Source organism: [Leptolyngbya] sp. PCC 7376 (assembly GCF_000316605.1).
Lineage (GTDB): Bacteria > Cyanobacteriota > Cyanobacteriia > Cyanobacteriales > MRBY01 > MRBY01.
This window is the reverse complement of sequence record NC_019683.1, coordinates 511503-526320: the sequence shown is the minus strand read 5'-3', so window position 1 is coordinate 526320 and position 14818 is coordinate 511503. Positions and strand designations below refer to the sequence as shown.

Genomic DNA, 14818 nt, shown 5'->3' with positions numbered 1-14818 from the left:
TTCTTCTTTGCTGAGCGAAAACCACTTCAGAAGCATTAAAGATGTTTGATTTCCTCTAAAGTTCTTTCCCGTAACTTGCCAGCATCAAGGCGACGGTAAGTGAGATTAGAGACGAGGACGAAGGCAATCAAACCCACGATTGGACTAATCAGCGTTGGGAAACCGTCAAAATCAATGGTGAATGTGCTGTTGGGAATATAAAAAAGGGTGTTGTCAATGCCAAACATGGTGGGCATAAAGGCAAAGAACACAAGTCGGGTGATAGAACCTGCAATGATACAAGCGAAAGCTCCTTCTGGCGTTGCCTTTCTCCAAAACAGACCACCCAACAGAGGAACAACTAATCCAGCAAAACCCAGGTCAAAGCCCAGCAGCAATAGCACTCCCGTTTGGGGAACCCTAAGTCCCAAGAAGACCCCTAAGAGCGTAATAAAAATAGCCATTAAGCGGGTAATGAATAACAGGCGATCGCCGCCACCACTATGGCCATCACCAATTTCATGGCGAATTCCAAAAACATTGTGGGCTAAGACTGACGATGTTCCTAAAATTGCACCATCAGCAGTTGAGAGAGAAGCCGACAAAATTGCCGCTAATACAAGCAGACCTAACAAAGGCGGCACAGCATTTTGAAGTAAAGCAAACAGTACTGGTCCATCAGCGACAACTCCAGCCTCGTCGAGAATTCTATTCGCTGAAAGTGCAATGACTGAAAATGGGATACCAATGATTAATGTGCCAAGAGAAGCTGCATAACAAGATTTTTGAGCTGTTTCGGGGCTTGCAGCCGCAAAAATTCGAGCCATAAAATCAATCGCTACCATATTGCCTAGTCCTAGAGCCAAAATACTAGCCCAGTTAATCGCAGCCCCAGAACTTACCGCCGTCAACTGTTCCAGTGCCAGAGGACCCATCCCAGGCTCGATCACAATACCGAAATTGGCCACGAGATAAAACAACAAACCTAATGTACCAAGCAAAGCAATCACGACTTGCATGGCATCGGTATAAGCCACAGCAAATAAGCCTCCAGATACCGTATAGGCAAAGACAAGAGCTGCGAGCAAAGTAATGCCACCGACATAGCTAGTTCCGAGGAACGTTTGGAACATATAGCCACCCGCAACGAGGTTACCAGCCAGCAGAAACGAAAAACTCACACACATAATGCAAGCTGCAATCAGCTCAACAGTGCGACCATACTTAACTCGATAGAAGTCAGGAATGGTAATCAATCCCATGCGATTCATGGGTTTTGCCAAAAATGTCCCAGTTAAAAATAAGCATAAAGATAAGCCGATAGGTAAAGCTGCACCAGCCCAAAAGCCAAACTCAGACGACAAATCTGTATTACCCAACGTTGCATTAGAATCCACCGACTGAGCCATCAAAGTAGCGGCGGCCAAGGGCAACGCTAATCCCCGTCCAGCGACCAAAAAGTTAACGCTATCACCCTTAATTTGCTGGGAAGCCCAGGCTCCAATCCCCAATGTTCCCAATAGAAAAATAATAATTCCATAGGAAAAAGAAGTATGTTCCATTGATCTATCTCCAAACTAGATATCGAACATTTGTAAGTTTCTGCAAAAACGAAAGCCCAAGAGACAGTGTGTGATCTTGAAAAATCAACAAACGCCTCCCGGGCTTTTATCCCTCCGTGAACCAGTATTTCTGGATGTGAGAAATCGACTGGCTGTATCTCTCGGACCAAACACCCAGTCATGTCAAAGAGCTGGAACCCTAGATACAAATTATTAATTATTATTTTTTAGAAAACTGATAATCAGGTCGGTGTCAACTATCTCTTTAGATTAAGTTTTGGAACTTAAAAATCTGCTTGAAATATAGCAAGTATCAATGGATACGTACGTATCCATTGATACTTGCTAAGTCTAAAATATTTGCATTTTATGACTTAGCAGAAGAGGTATTAATGTTGAATTTCATCGACATTATTGTACACAGAGAGCCACGTTTAACCGTCTATATCAAATACATCGAATCAATTACATATATTGGCCTGTAAGCTCTATGGTGAACCAGAATTTTCTTGATGTAGATTCTTAGTGAGACAATACTCTTCATTCCTCAATAAGATATTCTTCCGTAAATCAATTGAGAAACCATTTTTTTAAATGTTTTTGACGATTGCCTCTTCTTACTTATGCCTTAGTCGCATGATGTACTGAAATATTGAAATGTAAGGAATATTCTCTCTGAACTAGATTTGTATAAAGGGCGGGATCTTGGTAAATGCCATTGATACGTTGAATGACGCTAGTCTTCACTTTAATCTCAGAAAATCAGAGCAACATTCTCTTCAGACAATAATTTGCACTGAGATAAAAAATCATCATGCCAAAATAAAAATTTCAGATAATAGTCGCAAAATTTCTAAGACTATAAAAGAAAAGATTTTTAAGCATTTGTTTACACAAAAAACGAAAAACGGAACTGAGCTAAGGATGGCGATCGCCCATCAAAATTATCACTAAAAAACTTGGTGGCAGCATCACCGTCCAATCTGCACCTAATCACGCCACAGCATTTTGCATTCAAAGACCTATATCCGAAAAAAATAATTCTCCGGTATCGAGAATCTCCAACTCAGATCATTGCCTATAGTCTGGATAATGACGTGATCGCTGTTTGAGATCACAGCCTACTGTCTAGCCTATAGCTAAGATTCTAAAAGTTCTTTTGGGTGTAATTGTCAGCTTCATCATATGGCTCGAATATATGCAGCGCAGCAAATTCTAGAGCGATGCTTAGCTGATATTTAAAACAAATCAAATTGTCCATCTTGTTAAAGCCTCCATACACTCCCCATGACCGCCATCGACAATCGATCTAACGTAAAGCCCGAAATTGCGGGTTTTAATATTGTCGAGCAACTATATCTGGGGTCTCGCACAGCAGTTTATCGCGCTAGACAATCAGGCTCAAACAATCCAGTTATCCTCAAAGTATTACAGCGAGATTACCCGAGTTTTAAAGAACTCGTTCAGTTTCGCAATCAATATACGATCACTGCCAACCTGCCGATTTCAGGCATTATCAAGCCCCTTAGTTTAGAGGCCATAGATAATAGCTATGTGCTGGTGATGGAGGATTGGGGTGGTATTTCCCTAGACACTTTCCTTCAAGAGCAAACCTTAGATCTAACTGATGTGCTGGCGATCGCCAGCCAACTCGCCGATATTCTTCACGACCTTCATCAGCATCGAGTTATTCATAAAGACATCAAACCTGCCAATATTCTGATTCATCCTGAGTCAAAAACAATAAAGCTAATTGACTTTAGCATCGCCTCTCTACTGCCCAAAGAAACCCAGGCACTCCAAAGTCCCAAAAGCCTAGAAGGCACCCTCGCCTATCTTGCCCCAGAGCAAACGGGCCGGATGAACCGAGCAATTGATTATCGTACTGATTTCTATGCCCTCGGGGTAACGCTATACCAGCTATTGACTGGGCAATTACCTTTCCATAGCGACGAGCCGCTAGAACTTATCCATTGCCATATGGCACAGCAACCCACTCCCATCGCTGAGGCCAATCCAAACATACCAACCATGGTGGCAGCGCTCGTGGCAAAACTGATGCAAAAAAATGCGGAAGACCGCTATCAGAGTGCTCTGGGTCTGAAATACGATCTAGAACAATGCCTCACACAATGGAAAAAACAAGAAGAGATTGCTGAATTTTGCTTAGGACTAAGGGACGTCAGCGATCGCTTCCTCATTCCCGAAAAGCTCTACGGACGCGAAGCCGAAACAAAAACCTTACTCAATGCCTTTGAACGCGTTGCCCAGGGTCAAACCGAAATGATGCTGGTAGCAGGCTTCTCAGGGATTGGTAAAACAGCAGTCATCAATGAAGTTCATAAGCCGATTACCCGCCAGAACGGTTACTTTATCAAAGGAAAATTTGACCAATTTAACCGTAGCACTCCCTTTTCAGCCTTTGTCCAAGCCTTCCGTAGCTTAATGGGACAGCTTTTAGGAGAATCTGATACTGACCTCACCCGCTGGCGGACAAAAATCCTTGAAGCTGTGGGCGAAAATGGTCAAGTCATCATTGATGTCATCCCAGAACTAGCGACAATCATTGGTGAACAGCCTCCCTTGCCCGAACTATCCGGCATCGCCGCACAAAATCGATTTAATCGCCTCTTTAGTCAATTTGTGCGAGTCTTCACCACGAAAGAACATCCCCTAGTCATTTTCCTAGATGATCTGCAATGGGCAGATTCGGCTTCTTTGGGGTTGGTCAAACTCTTAATGGGAGACTCAGATGCAGGCTACCTATTGGTGCTTGGAGCCTATCGGGACAATGAGGTTTCCCCAGCTCATCCGTTGATGCTCACTTTGGAAGAGATGCTTCAAAAGGGAGCAAATATTGGAACCATTACGTTAGCCCCTCTAGATCTAGACGATATTACGAGCCTAATCGCGGATACATTACTATGCTCCCAAGAATCGGCACTAGCATTAGCTAAATTAGTATTCCAAAAAGCCCAAGGTAATCCATTTTTTACGACGCAATTTTTGCAAGGCTTGCATGAAGATGGTTTTATTGCCTATTCAGCAGAGGGGGGATGTTGGCAATGCGATATCGCCCAGGTCAGAGCCTTAGCACTCACTAATGATGTGGTGGCTTTTATGGTGAGTCGGCTGAAAAGACTAAGCAGTGCAACTCAAACAGTGTTAAAGCTTGCAGCTTGCATCGGTAGTCGTTTTGACTTGGTAACACTGGCTGTGGTGTGTGAGCAAAGTCAAGAGGAGGTCGCCACTGCGTTATGGGCCGCCCTAAAAGAAGGGTTGGTGATTCCAGAAAGTGAAACTTACAAATTTTTTCAGAACCATGATGATTGCATCCCCACCGTAGACAAGCTAGCAGTGGGCTATCAATTTTTACATGATCGTGTACAACAGGCGGCTTACGCCTTAATCCCTGAGGCCGAAAAAGTAGCAACTCAGTATCACATCGGTCAGTTGCTACTGGCCTGTATGAATGAAGCAAACGACGATGCCCTCCTCTTCAATGTGGTGGGTTATCTTAATTTCGGTCGCGATTTTTTAGTGGACGACGATGAACAGCGACAACTCATCCAGCTGAACTTAGCCGCCGCCCAGAAGGCTCTTAATTCAACGGCTTACGATGCCACTATTGATTACTGTAAAACGGGTATCGAGCTATTGGGGGATGAAGGATGGCAACATCACTATGATCTGACACTGTCTCTCTATCAAGCATTGGGGTCAGCTCAACTGAGTAGTGCGAACTATGTGGAGTTGGAACAAACTACAGACAAAGCCTTTGCAGAGATTACATCAGCAACCGATCGCGCCGAAATTTGTGTCTTACAGTTAGTCGGCTGTTGTTTGCAAGGGCGCTATGCTGAGGCGATTGATTGGGGTTTAACAGGGCTGCGAGATTTGGACATTGACATCCAAGAGGACAATATTCCAGCACTAGTTGAGCAAGAGTTTATTCGCTTAGCTGAAATGATGGGCGATCGCCACATCTATGACTTATTAGAACACAATGATCAAGTCCCACCCCTCAAAATCCAAGCCGCAATTAAGTTATTAGTGGCGATTGATCCGCCAGTCTACATTACGGGCAGAAATAGCCTCTATGCGTTAGTCGGTCTCCTCGGAACTCGTTACTCTATCGAATATGGCAACATTGCAGAATCATCTAAATCCTATGCCAACTACGGTATGCTGCTCGGCTCAATTCAGGGTGACTATCAACGAGGCTATACTTTTGCTGAAATGGGGGTTGAGCTAGCCCATCGATTCAATAGTAAGGCGATGCAATGTCAAGCGGGACTCATGCTTGGCTCATTTGCCCATCCTTGGGCTCGACCAATTGCAGGTTCCTCGAAGGTCAATAACGACAGTTTTTTAGCCGGGATGGAAGCAGGAGAAACCCAGTATGCAGCCTATAACCTCTTTGGCAGTGTCTTGAATCTCCTCTTCCAAGGAGAAGACTTAGGGAGTTTAGCGAATACTATTCTGCCGAGCTATGACGCTGTTGAAAAACAGGTAGATAGTGAGATGCTCCGAATTGCACTGGCAGGTGCCCAGATTTTTGTGCAACAGTTAGTCGCTGCCAATACCACTAGCCCGGAACAAACAGAAATTATTACCGAAGCCCAAGCTGTTATCCGAGCAGGGGAGATATCTCGTAATCAGTTGGGGTTAGCCATTCACTACTCATTGGAAATGCATCGCTGCTGCATCATCGAAGACTTTGAGAAAGGGTGGCAATTTTTTCAGCAGCTTCAACCGATAGTGTCTTCTCTAGTGGGCTTTCCAACCCATAGCTACTACTTTTACTATGGCTCCCTCGTTCTTCTAAACACGGAATTTGACGAGGCATCAGATCTTGAACACAAGCGTTGGGAATGGATTGAGGCAAATCAAAAACAGCTCAAAATTTGGGTTGATAGTTGCCCAGAAAATTTCCTGCATAAATATTTGTTGGTAAAAGCTGAATGCTGCCGAGTAAAAGGCGATCGCCTCGGTGCAATGGACTTATATCATCGGGCAATCGACGAAGCGCACACTAATGGATTTATGCAAGAAGAAGCACTCATCCATGAATTTGCGGCTCGGCTTTACCACCAACAGGGTAAGGATAGCTTTGCGATGCCCCATATCCAAGAGGCTTTTTATGGCTATGCCCGTTGGGGGGCTGGAGCCAAGACGATTCAGATTGAAACCCAATCCCCTCGGATTTCTAGACCAGCACAAAGCACTGGGAGCGATTCAGTTTCTACTTCAATGATTAATCGCTATGTTGGCGTGCAGACGAGAGCGCAATCGAATACGAGTTACTCCATCAATGCAACGTTAGACCAACAGGCTATCTTTAAAGCCTCTCAAGCGATCGCCAGTAACATTGACCTCAATGCCTTACTTACCGAGGTCACTCGGATTATTTTGCAAAATTCTGGTGGCGATCGCTGCGCCTTAATTTTGCCGAGTGAAGCTAACGAGTGGCAAGTCAGAGCGATCGCCACCCCAGAAGAACTCCAGCTTTGTACAACTCCCCTCGATAATAATCCCGACCTTCCAGTCAAACTTATTCAATACGTTAAAAATACGCAGGAGATTATTGTCATCGATGATTTAGAAACGGACTTACCTGTCATTGATAACTACCTCATCCAGCGTCAACCCAAAAGTGTTTTGTGCATGCCGCTACTCAACCAAGGTAGCCTCATTGGCATTTTATATCTCAAAAATCGTTTGACTAGAGGGGTGTTTACAGAAGAACGGATCCAGACGATCAACATCCTCTGCACTCAGGCGGCTATTTCTTTAGAAAATGCGCGGCTATATGGAAAGGTGCAGCAGACATTAACAGATTTACAGCAAGCCCAATTAAAACTGGTACAGAGTGAAAAAATGTCAGCCTTAGGTGGCTTAGTGGCGGGGGTTGCCCATGAAATTAATAATCCTGTTGGTTGCATTCTCGGCAATGTCGGGGCCACTCAGGAATACATCAGTGATTTACTCGGGTTGCTCGATCTCTATGCCGAAGAACTTCCTCATCCCAGCGATGGGCTCAAAGAAGAATTGGAAGCTGTCGATCTAGAGTATGTACGCGAAGATTTACCCAAACTGATTCGAGCCATGGAAGATAGTGGCGATCGCATCACATCTATTAGTAAAAGTTTGCGTGTCTTTTCTCGTGCTGACACAGATCAAAAGCAACGTTTTGATATTCACGAAGGCATGGAAAGTACCATTTTAATTCTGCGCCATCGTCTCAAAGCAAATCCTGAACGTCCTGAAATTAAAGTTATTAGCGACTATGGTGACATTCCGCCTATTGATTGTTTCCCTGGACAATTAAACCAAGTCTTTATGAACATTTTGGCAAATGCCATTGATGCTTTAGACGAAGCTAATCTTCACTCTCATTTTGCAGACATCGAGAAGTGTTCACCTCAAATTACGATTCGCACAGAGGTAGACAATAATCAAGTCAAAATCACCATTTCAGATAATGGTCGCGGCATTTCTGAGACGGTACAAGATAAGATTTTCGAGCATTTGTTTACCACTAAAAAAGCGGGTCAAGGCACTGGGCTAGGGCTGGCGATCGCCCATCAAATTATTGTTAAAAAACATGGCGGCAGCCTCACCGTTCAATCCGAGTTAGGCCAATCTACGACATTCTGTATCCAATTACCCATATCAAGTATTTCCTAGGCGTAGGGCAATTACATCTTTTTGTATCCTCTCTTCAAGCCATCAATTCCGGCTGAACCGAAACATGGCAATACGATGTATTAAATCGAGTTTTTAGCTCAATATCGTATGCAAATCAAAGTCTGGTAAATCAATGAGGAAAAGACTTCAGTAAGTCCAAGATCATTGGGCAAGATGGGCAGGTAATAGGGAGATGGCCGTGGTGGCTAAAAATAAGATTGCAGTGATTGTTTCTAAAAAGGCAACATTTTTGATCTGAGTCGTTTTGTACCAATCCCGTTGCCAGAGAATCAAGCTAAATTTCGCGAGAACAATGGTAAAGGTGATCGCACTTAGGCTTGCTAACCAACCAATCCACCACAGTCCTAAAATGATCAAACTGGCGACCGCATGGTAAATCATGGCCGGAATGAGTGAAGCAGTCTTTGGCTTGCGCAACTTTACCGTAAAAATAGTGCTGCTAAAAAACAAGGTATTGAGACACCACAGACCGAAGAGAGAGATTGTCCAAGTGCCAGTGGTAGCAACATAGGTAAACGGGACGGCTAAACAAACGGCAGCGAACGTTAAAATTTCATTGAATACGGTCTTTTGTCGACGATAAAACACGGCAATGCTATCAATAATCAAAGCGGCGATCGCCCCTAGATAGATCCATAACAATGAGGGAACTTGTAGATATAAATACATGGCAGCACCCAACGATAGCCCAGCATAAAGGCTCCCCCACAAGAGCAATCGAGGCTTCCAACTGCGTCGTTGTTTAATTTGCAACACCAAAGGATGCTCTGCCTGAAACCCAGCAAATGCACAAACTAAAGCCAATGTGGTTAAGAATGTCCATCGTTGAGCGGCAGCAGCTCCCGTGATAAAAGACACCAACAAAATCACATACACTCCATGTTCCGGAGAAACAACTGGACGATACCAAGTCCGAGCACGGGATGAAGACGAGGATGTAACCGCTCCAGGTTTAGTAGTTGTGTCGGGATTAGAAAGGGTCATGGCCGTCTCCTATCTTCATTGCAGAGATACCCAGTGAGATAAGGTGAAAATTAGGTGAGTCCGCCCAAGCGAATGCCTGCTCCCATGATGACAAATAAAACAGCGAGGGTCGTCACACCCACAATATGGAATGCTAAAGAATTCAAGGTTTCAGAGGTGAGGTTGGGGATGATAAAAAAGCGAGCATGGATAGCTAATGCCAATGTGCCTAGTAGCAATAGCAATTTGATGCCGATATAGGTGGAGAGAAATGAATCAAATGCCCAGAAGGTTTCGAGTCCGGGAAAATAAATCCAAGTGAGTCCCAGACCAGTAATGACCTGAAGGAGTAACGCTGCCAAACCAAAGTTCTCAAAGTGTGATTCAAATTGATGGATGCGATCAGGATCTCGGTGTTTGAGAGCTTGGGGTAGTACCGTGGCAGCAAGAACGAGATGTCCTCCAGTCCAAACAGTTGCGCCGAGGGTATGTAAAATCACCAAAATTTTAAACAACATCAGCGATCGCCTCCTGTTATTTTCTGCAAGCTGTGAATCAGAATCGTGATCGTGATTGTCTTCATATTTTTATGGCGATAGATACCTCATATCCCTGGATGATAATGGAAAGATCGTTGAGGATTGAAATACTGTGCCGAAGATTTCAGCTAAAACAAAAAAATTGGTAATGCGATGTATTGGTGAAAAATCATGATTCCAACGCGCTACAAAAGTAAACTCTCACATTTAATGTCTTACCCAACTAGTGCGGGAAAACTTTCAGAAGCTTTGAAAGATACACCACAATTTGAGGAGTTATCGGTTGCATTTTTCGACTCTTGCCAACACCCAAATAAGCTAGAAAATCCTTGTTGTATTTTACGGATTGGCTATTCCTATCGGCGAGTCAATTTGAGCAGTGATAACAAAAGTATCGAGCAAGGTTGGTATGACCCAAAATGGAAAATCATAGTTTATCCTGTCCCAAGAACTTCTGTCAGTGCGGTAAAAAAGTTGCTTGATGAGCATGGATTTGAGCAGATGCGGCAATGGCTATTGTCATATAAAAGTGCGACAGGGAAAGATGGAAATTGTTGGTTACATCTGCTCTACGATCTGGATGAAAACAATCTCAAGTTTGAAGTCAAAGATGAGCTAATTGGTTAGGCTAGCGGGCGATCGCCAATTTTCCTGTTATTTCCATTCCTAATTATTGTTGTTCTCCTAAATTTGGAACATTGGCATATTTCCAGAGGCAAAATAACGAAGCTAAACCAAGCACTATCTCGATAACGGCAGCTGTGATTAATGATTCACTCGGCCATCCATCAAGACCAATACTCACAATCCTAGCGACACCATAGGAGAGATAAAAAGTACTGGCGAGCAATGTTGCGGTGAAGGTCAGTCGCGAGATAAAGATGCCTGCCAGAATCAAAATGCCATAGGACAATAACGCCATTGCTGGAGCACGAATTTCGCTGAGTAAATTCAAGTTTTCGCCGATATCAATGTGGTTCATGGCATAGAAGTCGGCTGGGGATAATTGAATCATTGCACCGACGGCGATCGCCACAAGGGCATCAATGGCCAAAACGAGTTTTAAAGATATTGCGTCTTTCATGATTTTTTGCTCCAACTAACGGGCGATCGCAAAACAGATGGAGGCAAGCATTCCAGCAATGGTGCGTACATGATTCCACAATGTCCAGTCTTTAAGAAATTTCGTCCAGAGGGTAAAACCTTCATTACTACTGGGATTGACCACGGCAAGGGCATCGTTGAGCGGGATATTTCCGGCAATGGTGACGCCAATTGTGCCAATAAGATACAGCAAACTGCCAATCAATAAGTAGCTGGAATTTGGATTGCTCCAATCTCGTAACGCGGCAATCGCCAAGATTAAGGAAGCGACCGCAGGCAGGAAAAATGCAGCCATAAACAAGGGATTAATCACCGTGATGTTGATCGATTGCATGGTTGCAATGCCCGATGCCGAGGGTTGTTCACCGAGGGCTTGCATCACAAAGGTTGAAAACGCGTAGAAAATACCACCGCTAACAGCACAACCCACCGCTGCAAAAAGGATTAGGGGCGATCGCCAAGTTTGAAAAATGTCCATAATAGTCCTCGAAAATAATGTGATTTAGAAGTTGTGAAATTGCTTGGTGATTAGTAGGACAAGCCCGGAGTTTTGCCGATGTAGAGAGAGTTAGTGAGCTGCTGCAATAGAAAGTCTGCGACATCTGCCGTGGAGATTTTGAGAGTGATAGTGCGATCATCCGTCGGAAAACCATGGCGATAATTTCCAGTGCGATCGCCGTCGATAAAAGCGCTGGGACGAACAATTGTCCAATCGAGTTGACTCTGGGCAACAAGCTCTTCCTGAACCAGATGATCTGCGAAAACCTTTCTGAGGATGAACCCAAACATCACGTATTTCCAATAGAAATCGAGGTTATTCCAGCTTTCACCCGCACCGAGCGTAGACTGACAAATGAGGCGACGCACCCCAGTTTTTTCCATCGCTTGGATAATGTTGCGAGTGCCTTCCGAACGCACATGACCCGACAGTTTTTTGCCTGAACCCAACACACAAACCACCGCATCTTGTCCGGCGATCGCCTTCTCAACAGTTGAAGAATCCATCACATCCCCCGCAAAAAGTTGCAAGTTTTTCTGTGGAATCTCTAGCTTTTCAGGATGGCGAGAAAAAGCAGTTACCTCATGACCTTGCGCCAAAGCCTGCTCCACAACCTGATGACCAACTGTTCCAGTAGCACCAAAAATTACGACTTTCATTTGTTTCTGTCCTTCGTTTGAAATTGACTCTTTCAGATTAGGCAAAACAACTTTTTGAAACTTGCACATTCTTGTGGAACTATCATGATCTTGCGACAAGTTTTTTGCGGTGGTTGCATGCAAACATCGAGAACCCCTTTACAATCGAGGCAAGACGAACGGCATTGGTGCAATGAATAGTCCTTCTTCCGAGCCAGACCAAGGCAATTTTTTCTTCCATTCATCCGACGAAACCCAGAGCTGGCAAAACATCCAGCTTGCCCATATGCGCCATCCCGCCGGGGAATGTGACTCGACCGCGCCAAATGATCACATCCTCTGTATGTCGTTAGCGCCCCGCCCTGTGCATCTATTGCAAAAACAAGACGACAAAACTTATACAGGGATGTATGGCAAAGGGGACATGGTTATCACCCCAGCCCAATCCCGTTTTTTTGCCCGCTGGGAAACCGACGATCATCTTTTGCAAATTCGTCTCAGCGATCAATTTTTACGCACCGTCGCCACAGAAAGTCTCAACACCGATCCTGATCGCATTTCCCTCATCACAGAATTTCGCACACGCAATACTCAAGTCGAGGCGATCGCCATGATGTTGCTAACTGAATTAGAGCAAAATCAACCCACTAGTCAGCTATATATTGACTCCCTCGCCAATATTTTTACCGTCAATTTACTGCGTCAATACACAACGAAAAAGCCAAAAATCAAAACCTATGAAGGCGGTTTGCCTCCACATCAACTGAGCCAAATTTTGGACTATATCGACAGCTCACTAGAACAGGATATTAAGCTCACTGACCTTGCTCAACTATTAGATATGAGCCAATTTCATTTTGGCCGCCTGTTTAAACAATCTATCGGTCTATCTCCCTATCAATATCTCATTCAGCAGCGAGTCGAACGGGCAAAAAGACTTTTAAAAAATACCGATTATTTAATTACAGATATTGCCCTAGAGTGCGGTTTTAATAGCCATAGTCATTTAACGAATAAATTCCGCAAAATGACCGGAATGACCCCAAAAGCTTTTCGAGTGCACTAATATTTTTTGCAGAAAAAATGAACAGAGTTGCAGTTTTTGGTAATACTGGCGGCGGAAAATCAACTCTTAGCAGACAGATCGCCGCAGTCACAGGTTTACCATTACATGTCTTAGATAAAGTTCAATTTAAATCGGGTGGAATCCCCGTCTCTCCTGAAGAATTCACACAAGCTCATCAAAGAATTCTAGATAGTGAAAGATGGGTTATTGATGGCTTCGGCAATCCAAAATTGCTGTGGCAACGACTGGATATTGCCGATACTCTCGTTTATATCGACTTGCCGATCTATATACATTTTTGGTGGGTAACCAAGCGATTTATCACGGGTTATATTCATCCCCCTAAAGGTTGGCCAGAGAATAGTCCCCTTTGGAAAAGTTCGATGAATAGCTACAAAACTCTTTATCTCTGCGAAAAGTACCTCACTCCGAAATATCGAGAGTATGTAGAGAAATCAAAGACAACTAAAAATGTCTACCATCTGCGATCGCCCAAAGAAATCACTCAATTCGTAAAATCACTGAGTTGAATTATGGAAGAGAAACAAAAGCTAGTAATAACTCTTGAAGAAAATGCTCTCGACTCTCTTGTTCATGGCATTGAACATTATCTCCATGGAAAACGAAAATCAGATTGGAAGTACACAATTCTGCATGTTTTTCATGCAGTCGAACTTATGTTGAAAGCTAGACTTGCTAAATATGATGAGAAGCTTATCTATAGCAATCGAAAAAATGGACATACCATTAATTGTTCAGAAGCAGTAAAACGCTTAATCGATGAAGCAAATATTCCACTAAGTGGTTATATAGAGCGCATATCAAATAGTAAGAAAGCAGATAAACATAGGACTCTTTTATCACTTTACTGGAAAAAATATTGTGTGGTACAAAATACTCCAAGCTTAAAAGACACTTTGCTAGAGCTATGTTTACTCAATTGGTGTGTAATTAATCTTGACAAACATGTTAAATTTCAAAAAGTCGAATATCAATTTTCTAGAGAATTAGAAGAATTACGACAATCAAGAAATAATATTGAACATAAAGAAGTTGAGATTAGCAAAAGTGATGTTGAAAGTTTCTTAGGTGTAGCATTTCGCTTTTTGGATGACTTCGTTAGTTTAGAGCTCGGAATAAGTTTGTCTGAGAAATTAGAAGAGCTTGATGAACTTCGAATAAATGAGTTGATTGAAGCCGGTGTTTCAGAAGAGAATATACAAGATCAAGACAGCTATAAAACACTTTCACTTGCTTTTTTATCTTATATACATTCTTTGTCAGATCAAGGTATACCACTGCATCCAAAGAGAAGAGTTGATCATACATTCTACACTTGTGAGCTATGTAGCGAGGAAGCAGTTGTTCTACCAGATCCGAGAACATATTCCATGATCACTCATTGTTATAATTGTCGTTCAAAATACAAAGGCTATATATGCTCAATGTGCGATCAATTTTATTTAGAGTATATGGGTGAGTGGGAAAAAGGTGAGTGCAGAACTGAGCTTTCAGAAAGAGAAATTTTACAGATACTCGAAGATGATGACGTATCTTTCTGTCCAGCATGTCAGGATCGGATTATAGACCTATAGTGGAACAGAGAACTTCATAATAGTGCTTCACTTGAATACAGTTTTTGTATCAAGAATCAACTATTTTATAAACACATCAATCTGTTGTTGATTCAACTCACTTCAACTATACAGTTGACCGACTACTCTCGCTAGTAGACAAATCAAGATGACAAATACTTT

11 protein-coding genes and 1 riboswitch are annotated in these 14818 nt (G+C 43.2%); of the genes, 5 read left to right on the top strand and 6 right to left on the bottom strand.

Annotated elements, in window-relative coordinates:
• Positions 1–35: 35 nt before the first annotated feature.
• Complete coding sequence (locus LEPTO7376_RS02335) at positions 36–1541, bottom strand: sodium:solute symporter family protein (protein WP_015132681.1); 1506 nt, start codon at positions 1539–1541, stop codon at positions 36–38.
• A 93-nt stretch (positions 1542–1634) separates the two neighbouring features.
• A riboswitch (guanidine-I (ykkC/yxkD leader) is annotated at positions 1635–1755 on the bottom strand.
• Between the two features lie 1073 nt (positions 1756–2828).
• Between LEPTO7376_RS02335 and LEPTO7376_RS02325 the strand changes: the two genes are divergently transcribed.
• Positions 2829–8231 (top strand): ATP-binding sensor histidine kinase, encoded by a 5403-nt coding sequence (locus LEPTO7376_RS02325; RefSeq protein ID WP_015132680.1) that lies wholly within the window; start codon positions 2829–2831, stop codon positions 8229–8231.
• Positions 8232–8393: 162 nt separating this feature from the next.
• Here the strand turns inward: LEPTO7376_RS02325 and LEPTO7376_RS02320 are convergent, their stop codons facing one another.
• Entirely contained in the window at positions 8394–9236 is an 843-nt protein-coding gene (locus LEPTO7376_RS02320) for a YwiC-like family protein (protein ID WP_015132679.1), read from the bottom strand.
• 50 nt (positions 9237–9286) lie between these two features.
• Entirely contained in the window at positions 9287–9733 is a 447-nt protein-coding gene (locus tag LEPTO7376_RS02315; RefSeq protein WP_015132678.1) for a CopD family protein, read from the bottom strand.
• A gap of 231 nt (positions 9734–9964) precedes the next feature.
• On the opposite strand from LEPTO7376_RS02315, the gene LEPTO7376_RS02310 reads away from it, so the two are divergent.
• Positions 9965–10381, top strand: coding sequence for a hypothetical protein (locus LEPTO7376_RS02310; RefSeq protein WP_216700277.1), 417 nt, complete (start codon positions 9965–9967; stop codon positions 10379–10381).
• A 43-nt stretch (positions 10382–10424) separates the two neighbouring features.
• Here LEPTO7376_RS02310 and LEPTO7376_RS02305 read toward each other — a convergent pair whose 3' ends face one another.
• The 3 genes from LEPTO7376_RS02305 to LEPTO7376_RS02295 are packed head-to-tail and all read right to left on the bottom strand — an operon-like array spanning position 10425 to position 12016.
• Positions 10425–10838 carry a DUF4345 domain-containing protein gene (locus tag LEPTO7376_RS02305; RefSeq protein WP_015132676.1) on the bottom strand — a complete coding sequence of 138 codons (414 nt, stop codon included), beginning with the start codon at positions 10836–10838 and terminating at the stop codon, positions 10425–10427.
• A 15-nt stretch (positions 10839–10853) separates the two neighbouring features.
• Complete coding sequence (locus tag LEPTO7376_RS02300) at positions 10854–11336, bottom strand: DUF1772 domain-containing protein (protein WP_015132675.1); 483 nt, start codon at positions 11334–11336, stop codon at positions 10854–10856.
• Between the two features lie 50 nt (positions 11337–11386).
• Positions 11387–12016 (bottom strand): NAD(P)-dependent oxidoreductase, encoded by a 630-nt coding sequence (locus tag LEPTO7376_RS02295; protein WP_015132674.1) that lies wholly within the window; start codon positions 12014–12016, stop codon positions 11387–11389.
• 172 nt (positions 12017–12188) lie between these two features.
• On the opposite strand from LEPTO7376_RS02295, the gene LEPTO7376_RS02290 reads away from it, so the two are divergent.
• From LEPTO7376_RS02290 to LEPTO7376_RS02280, 3 genes are read left to right on the top strand one after another with little or no spacing between them, the layout of a single operon-like run.
• A complete protein-coding gene (locus LEPTO7376_RS02290) occupies positions 12189–13061 on the top strand; it encodes a helix-turn-helix transcriptional regulator (protein WP_015132673.1) in 873 nt (290 codons plus the stop codon).
• A 17-nt stretch (positions 13062–13078) separates the two neighbouring features.
• Complete coding sequence (locus LEPTO7376_RS02285) at positions 13079–13591, top strand: isopentenyl transferase family protein (protein WP_015132672.1); 513 nt, start codon at positions 13079–13081, stop codon at positions 13589–13591.
• A gap of 3 nt (positions 13592–13594) precedes the next feature.
• A complete protein-coding gene (locus LEPTO7376_RS02280) occupies positions 13595–14656 on the top strand; it encodes a hypothetical protein (RefSeq protein WP_015132671.1) in 1062 nt (353 codons plus the stop codon).
• Positions 14657–14818 lie beyond the last annotated feature (162 nt).

Excerpts from the sequence above, each read along its gene's own strand:
- LEPTO7376_RS02335 (WP_015132681.1), bottom strand. The coding sequence starts at position 1,541 with ATGGAACATACTTCTTTTTCCTATGGAATTATTATTTTTCTATTGGGA.
- LEPTO7376_RS02325 (WP_015132680.1), top strand. The coding sequence starts at position 2,829 with ATGACCGCCATCGACAATCGATCTAACGTAAAGCCCGAAATTGCGGGT.
- LEPTO7376_RS02320 (WP_015132679.1), bottom strand. The coding sequence starts at position 9,236 with ATGACCCTTTCTAATCCCGACACAACTACTAAACCTGGAGCGGTTACA.
- LEPTO7376_RS02315 (WP_015132678.1), bottom strand. The coding sequence starts at position 9,733 with ATGTTGTTTAAAATTTTGGTGATTTTACATACCCTCGGCGCAACTGTT.
- LEPTO7376_RS02310 (WP_216700277.1), top strand. The coding sequence starts at position 9,965 with ATGTCTTACCCAACTAGTGCGGGAAAACTTTCAGAAGCTTTGAAAGAT.
- LEPTO7376_RS02305 (WP_015132676.1), bottom strand. The coding sequence starts at position 10,838 with ATGAAAGACGCAATATCTTTAAAACTCGTTTTGGCCATTGATGCCCTT.
- LEPTO7376_RS02300 (WP_015132675.1), bottom strand. The coding sequence starts at position 11,336 with ATGGACATTTTTCAAACTTGGCGATCGCCCCTAATCCTTTTTGCAGCG.
- LEPTO7376_RS02295 (WP_015132674.1), bottom strand. The coding sequence starts at position 12,016 with ATGAAAGTCGTAATTTTTGGTGCTACTGGAACAGTTGGTCATCAGGTT.
- LEPTO7376_RS02290 (WP_015132673.1), top strand. The coding sequence starts at position 12,189 with ATGAATAGTCCTTCTTCCGAGCCAGACCAAGGCAATTTTTTCTTCCAT.
- LEPTO7376_RS02285 (WP_015132672.1), top strand. The coding sequence starts at position 13,079 with ATGAACAGAGTTGCAGTTTTTGGTAATACTGGCGGCGGAAAATCAACT.
- LEPTO7376_RS02280 (WP_015132671.1), top strand. The coding sequence starts at position 13,595 with ATGGAAGAGAAACAAAAGCTAGTAATAACTCTTGAAGAAAATGCTCTC.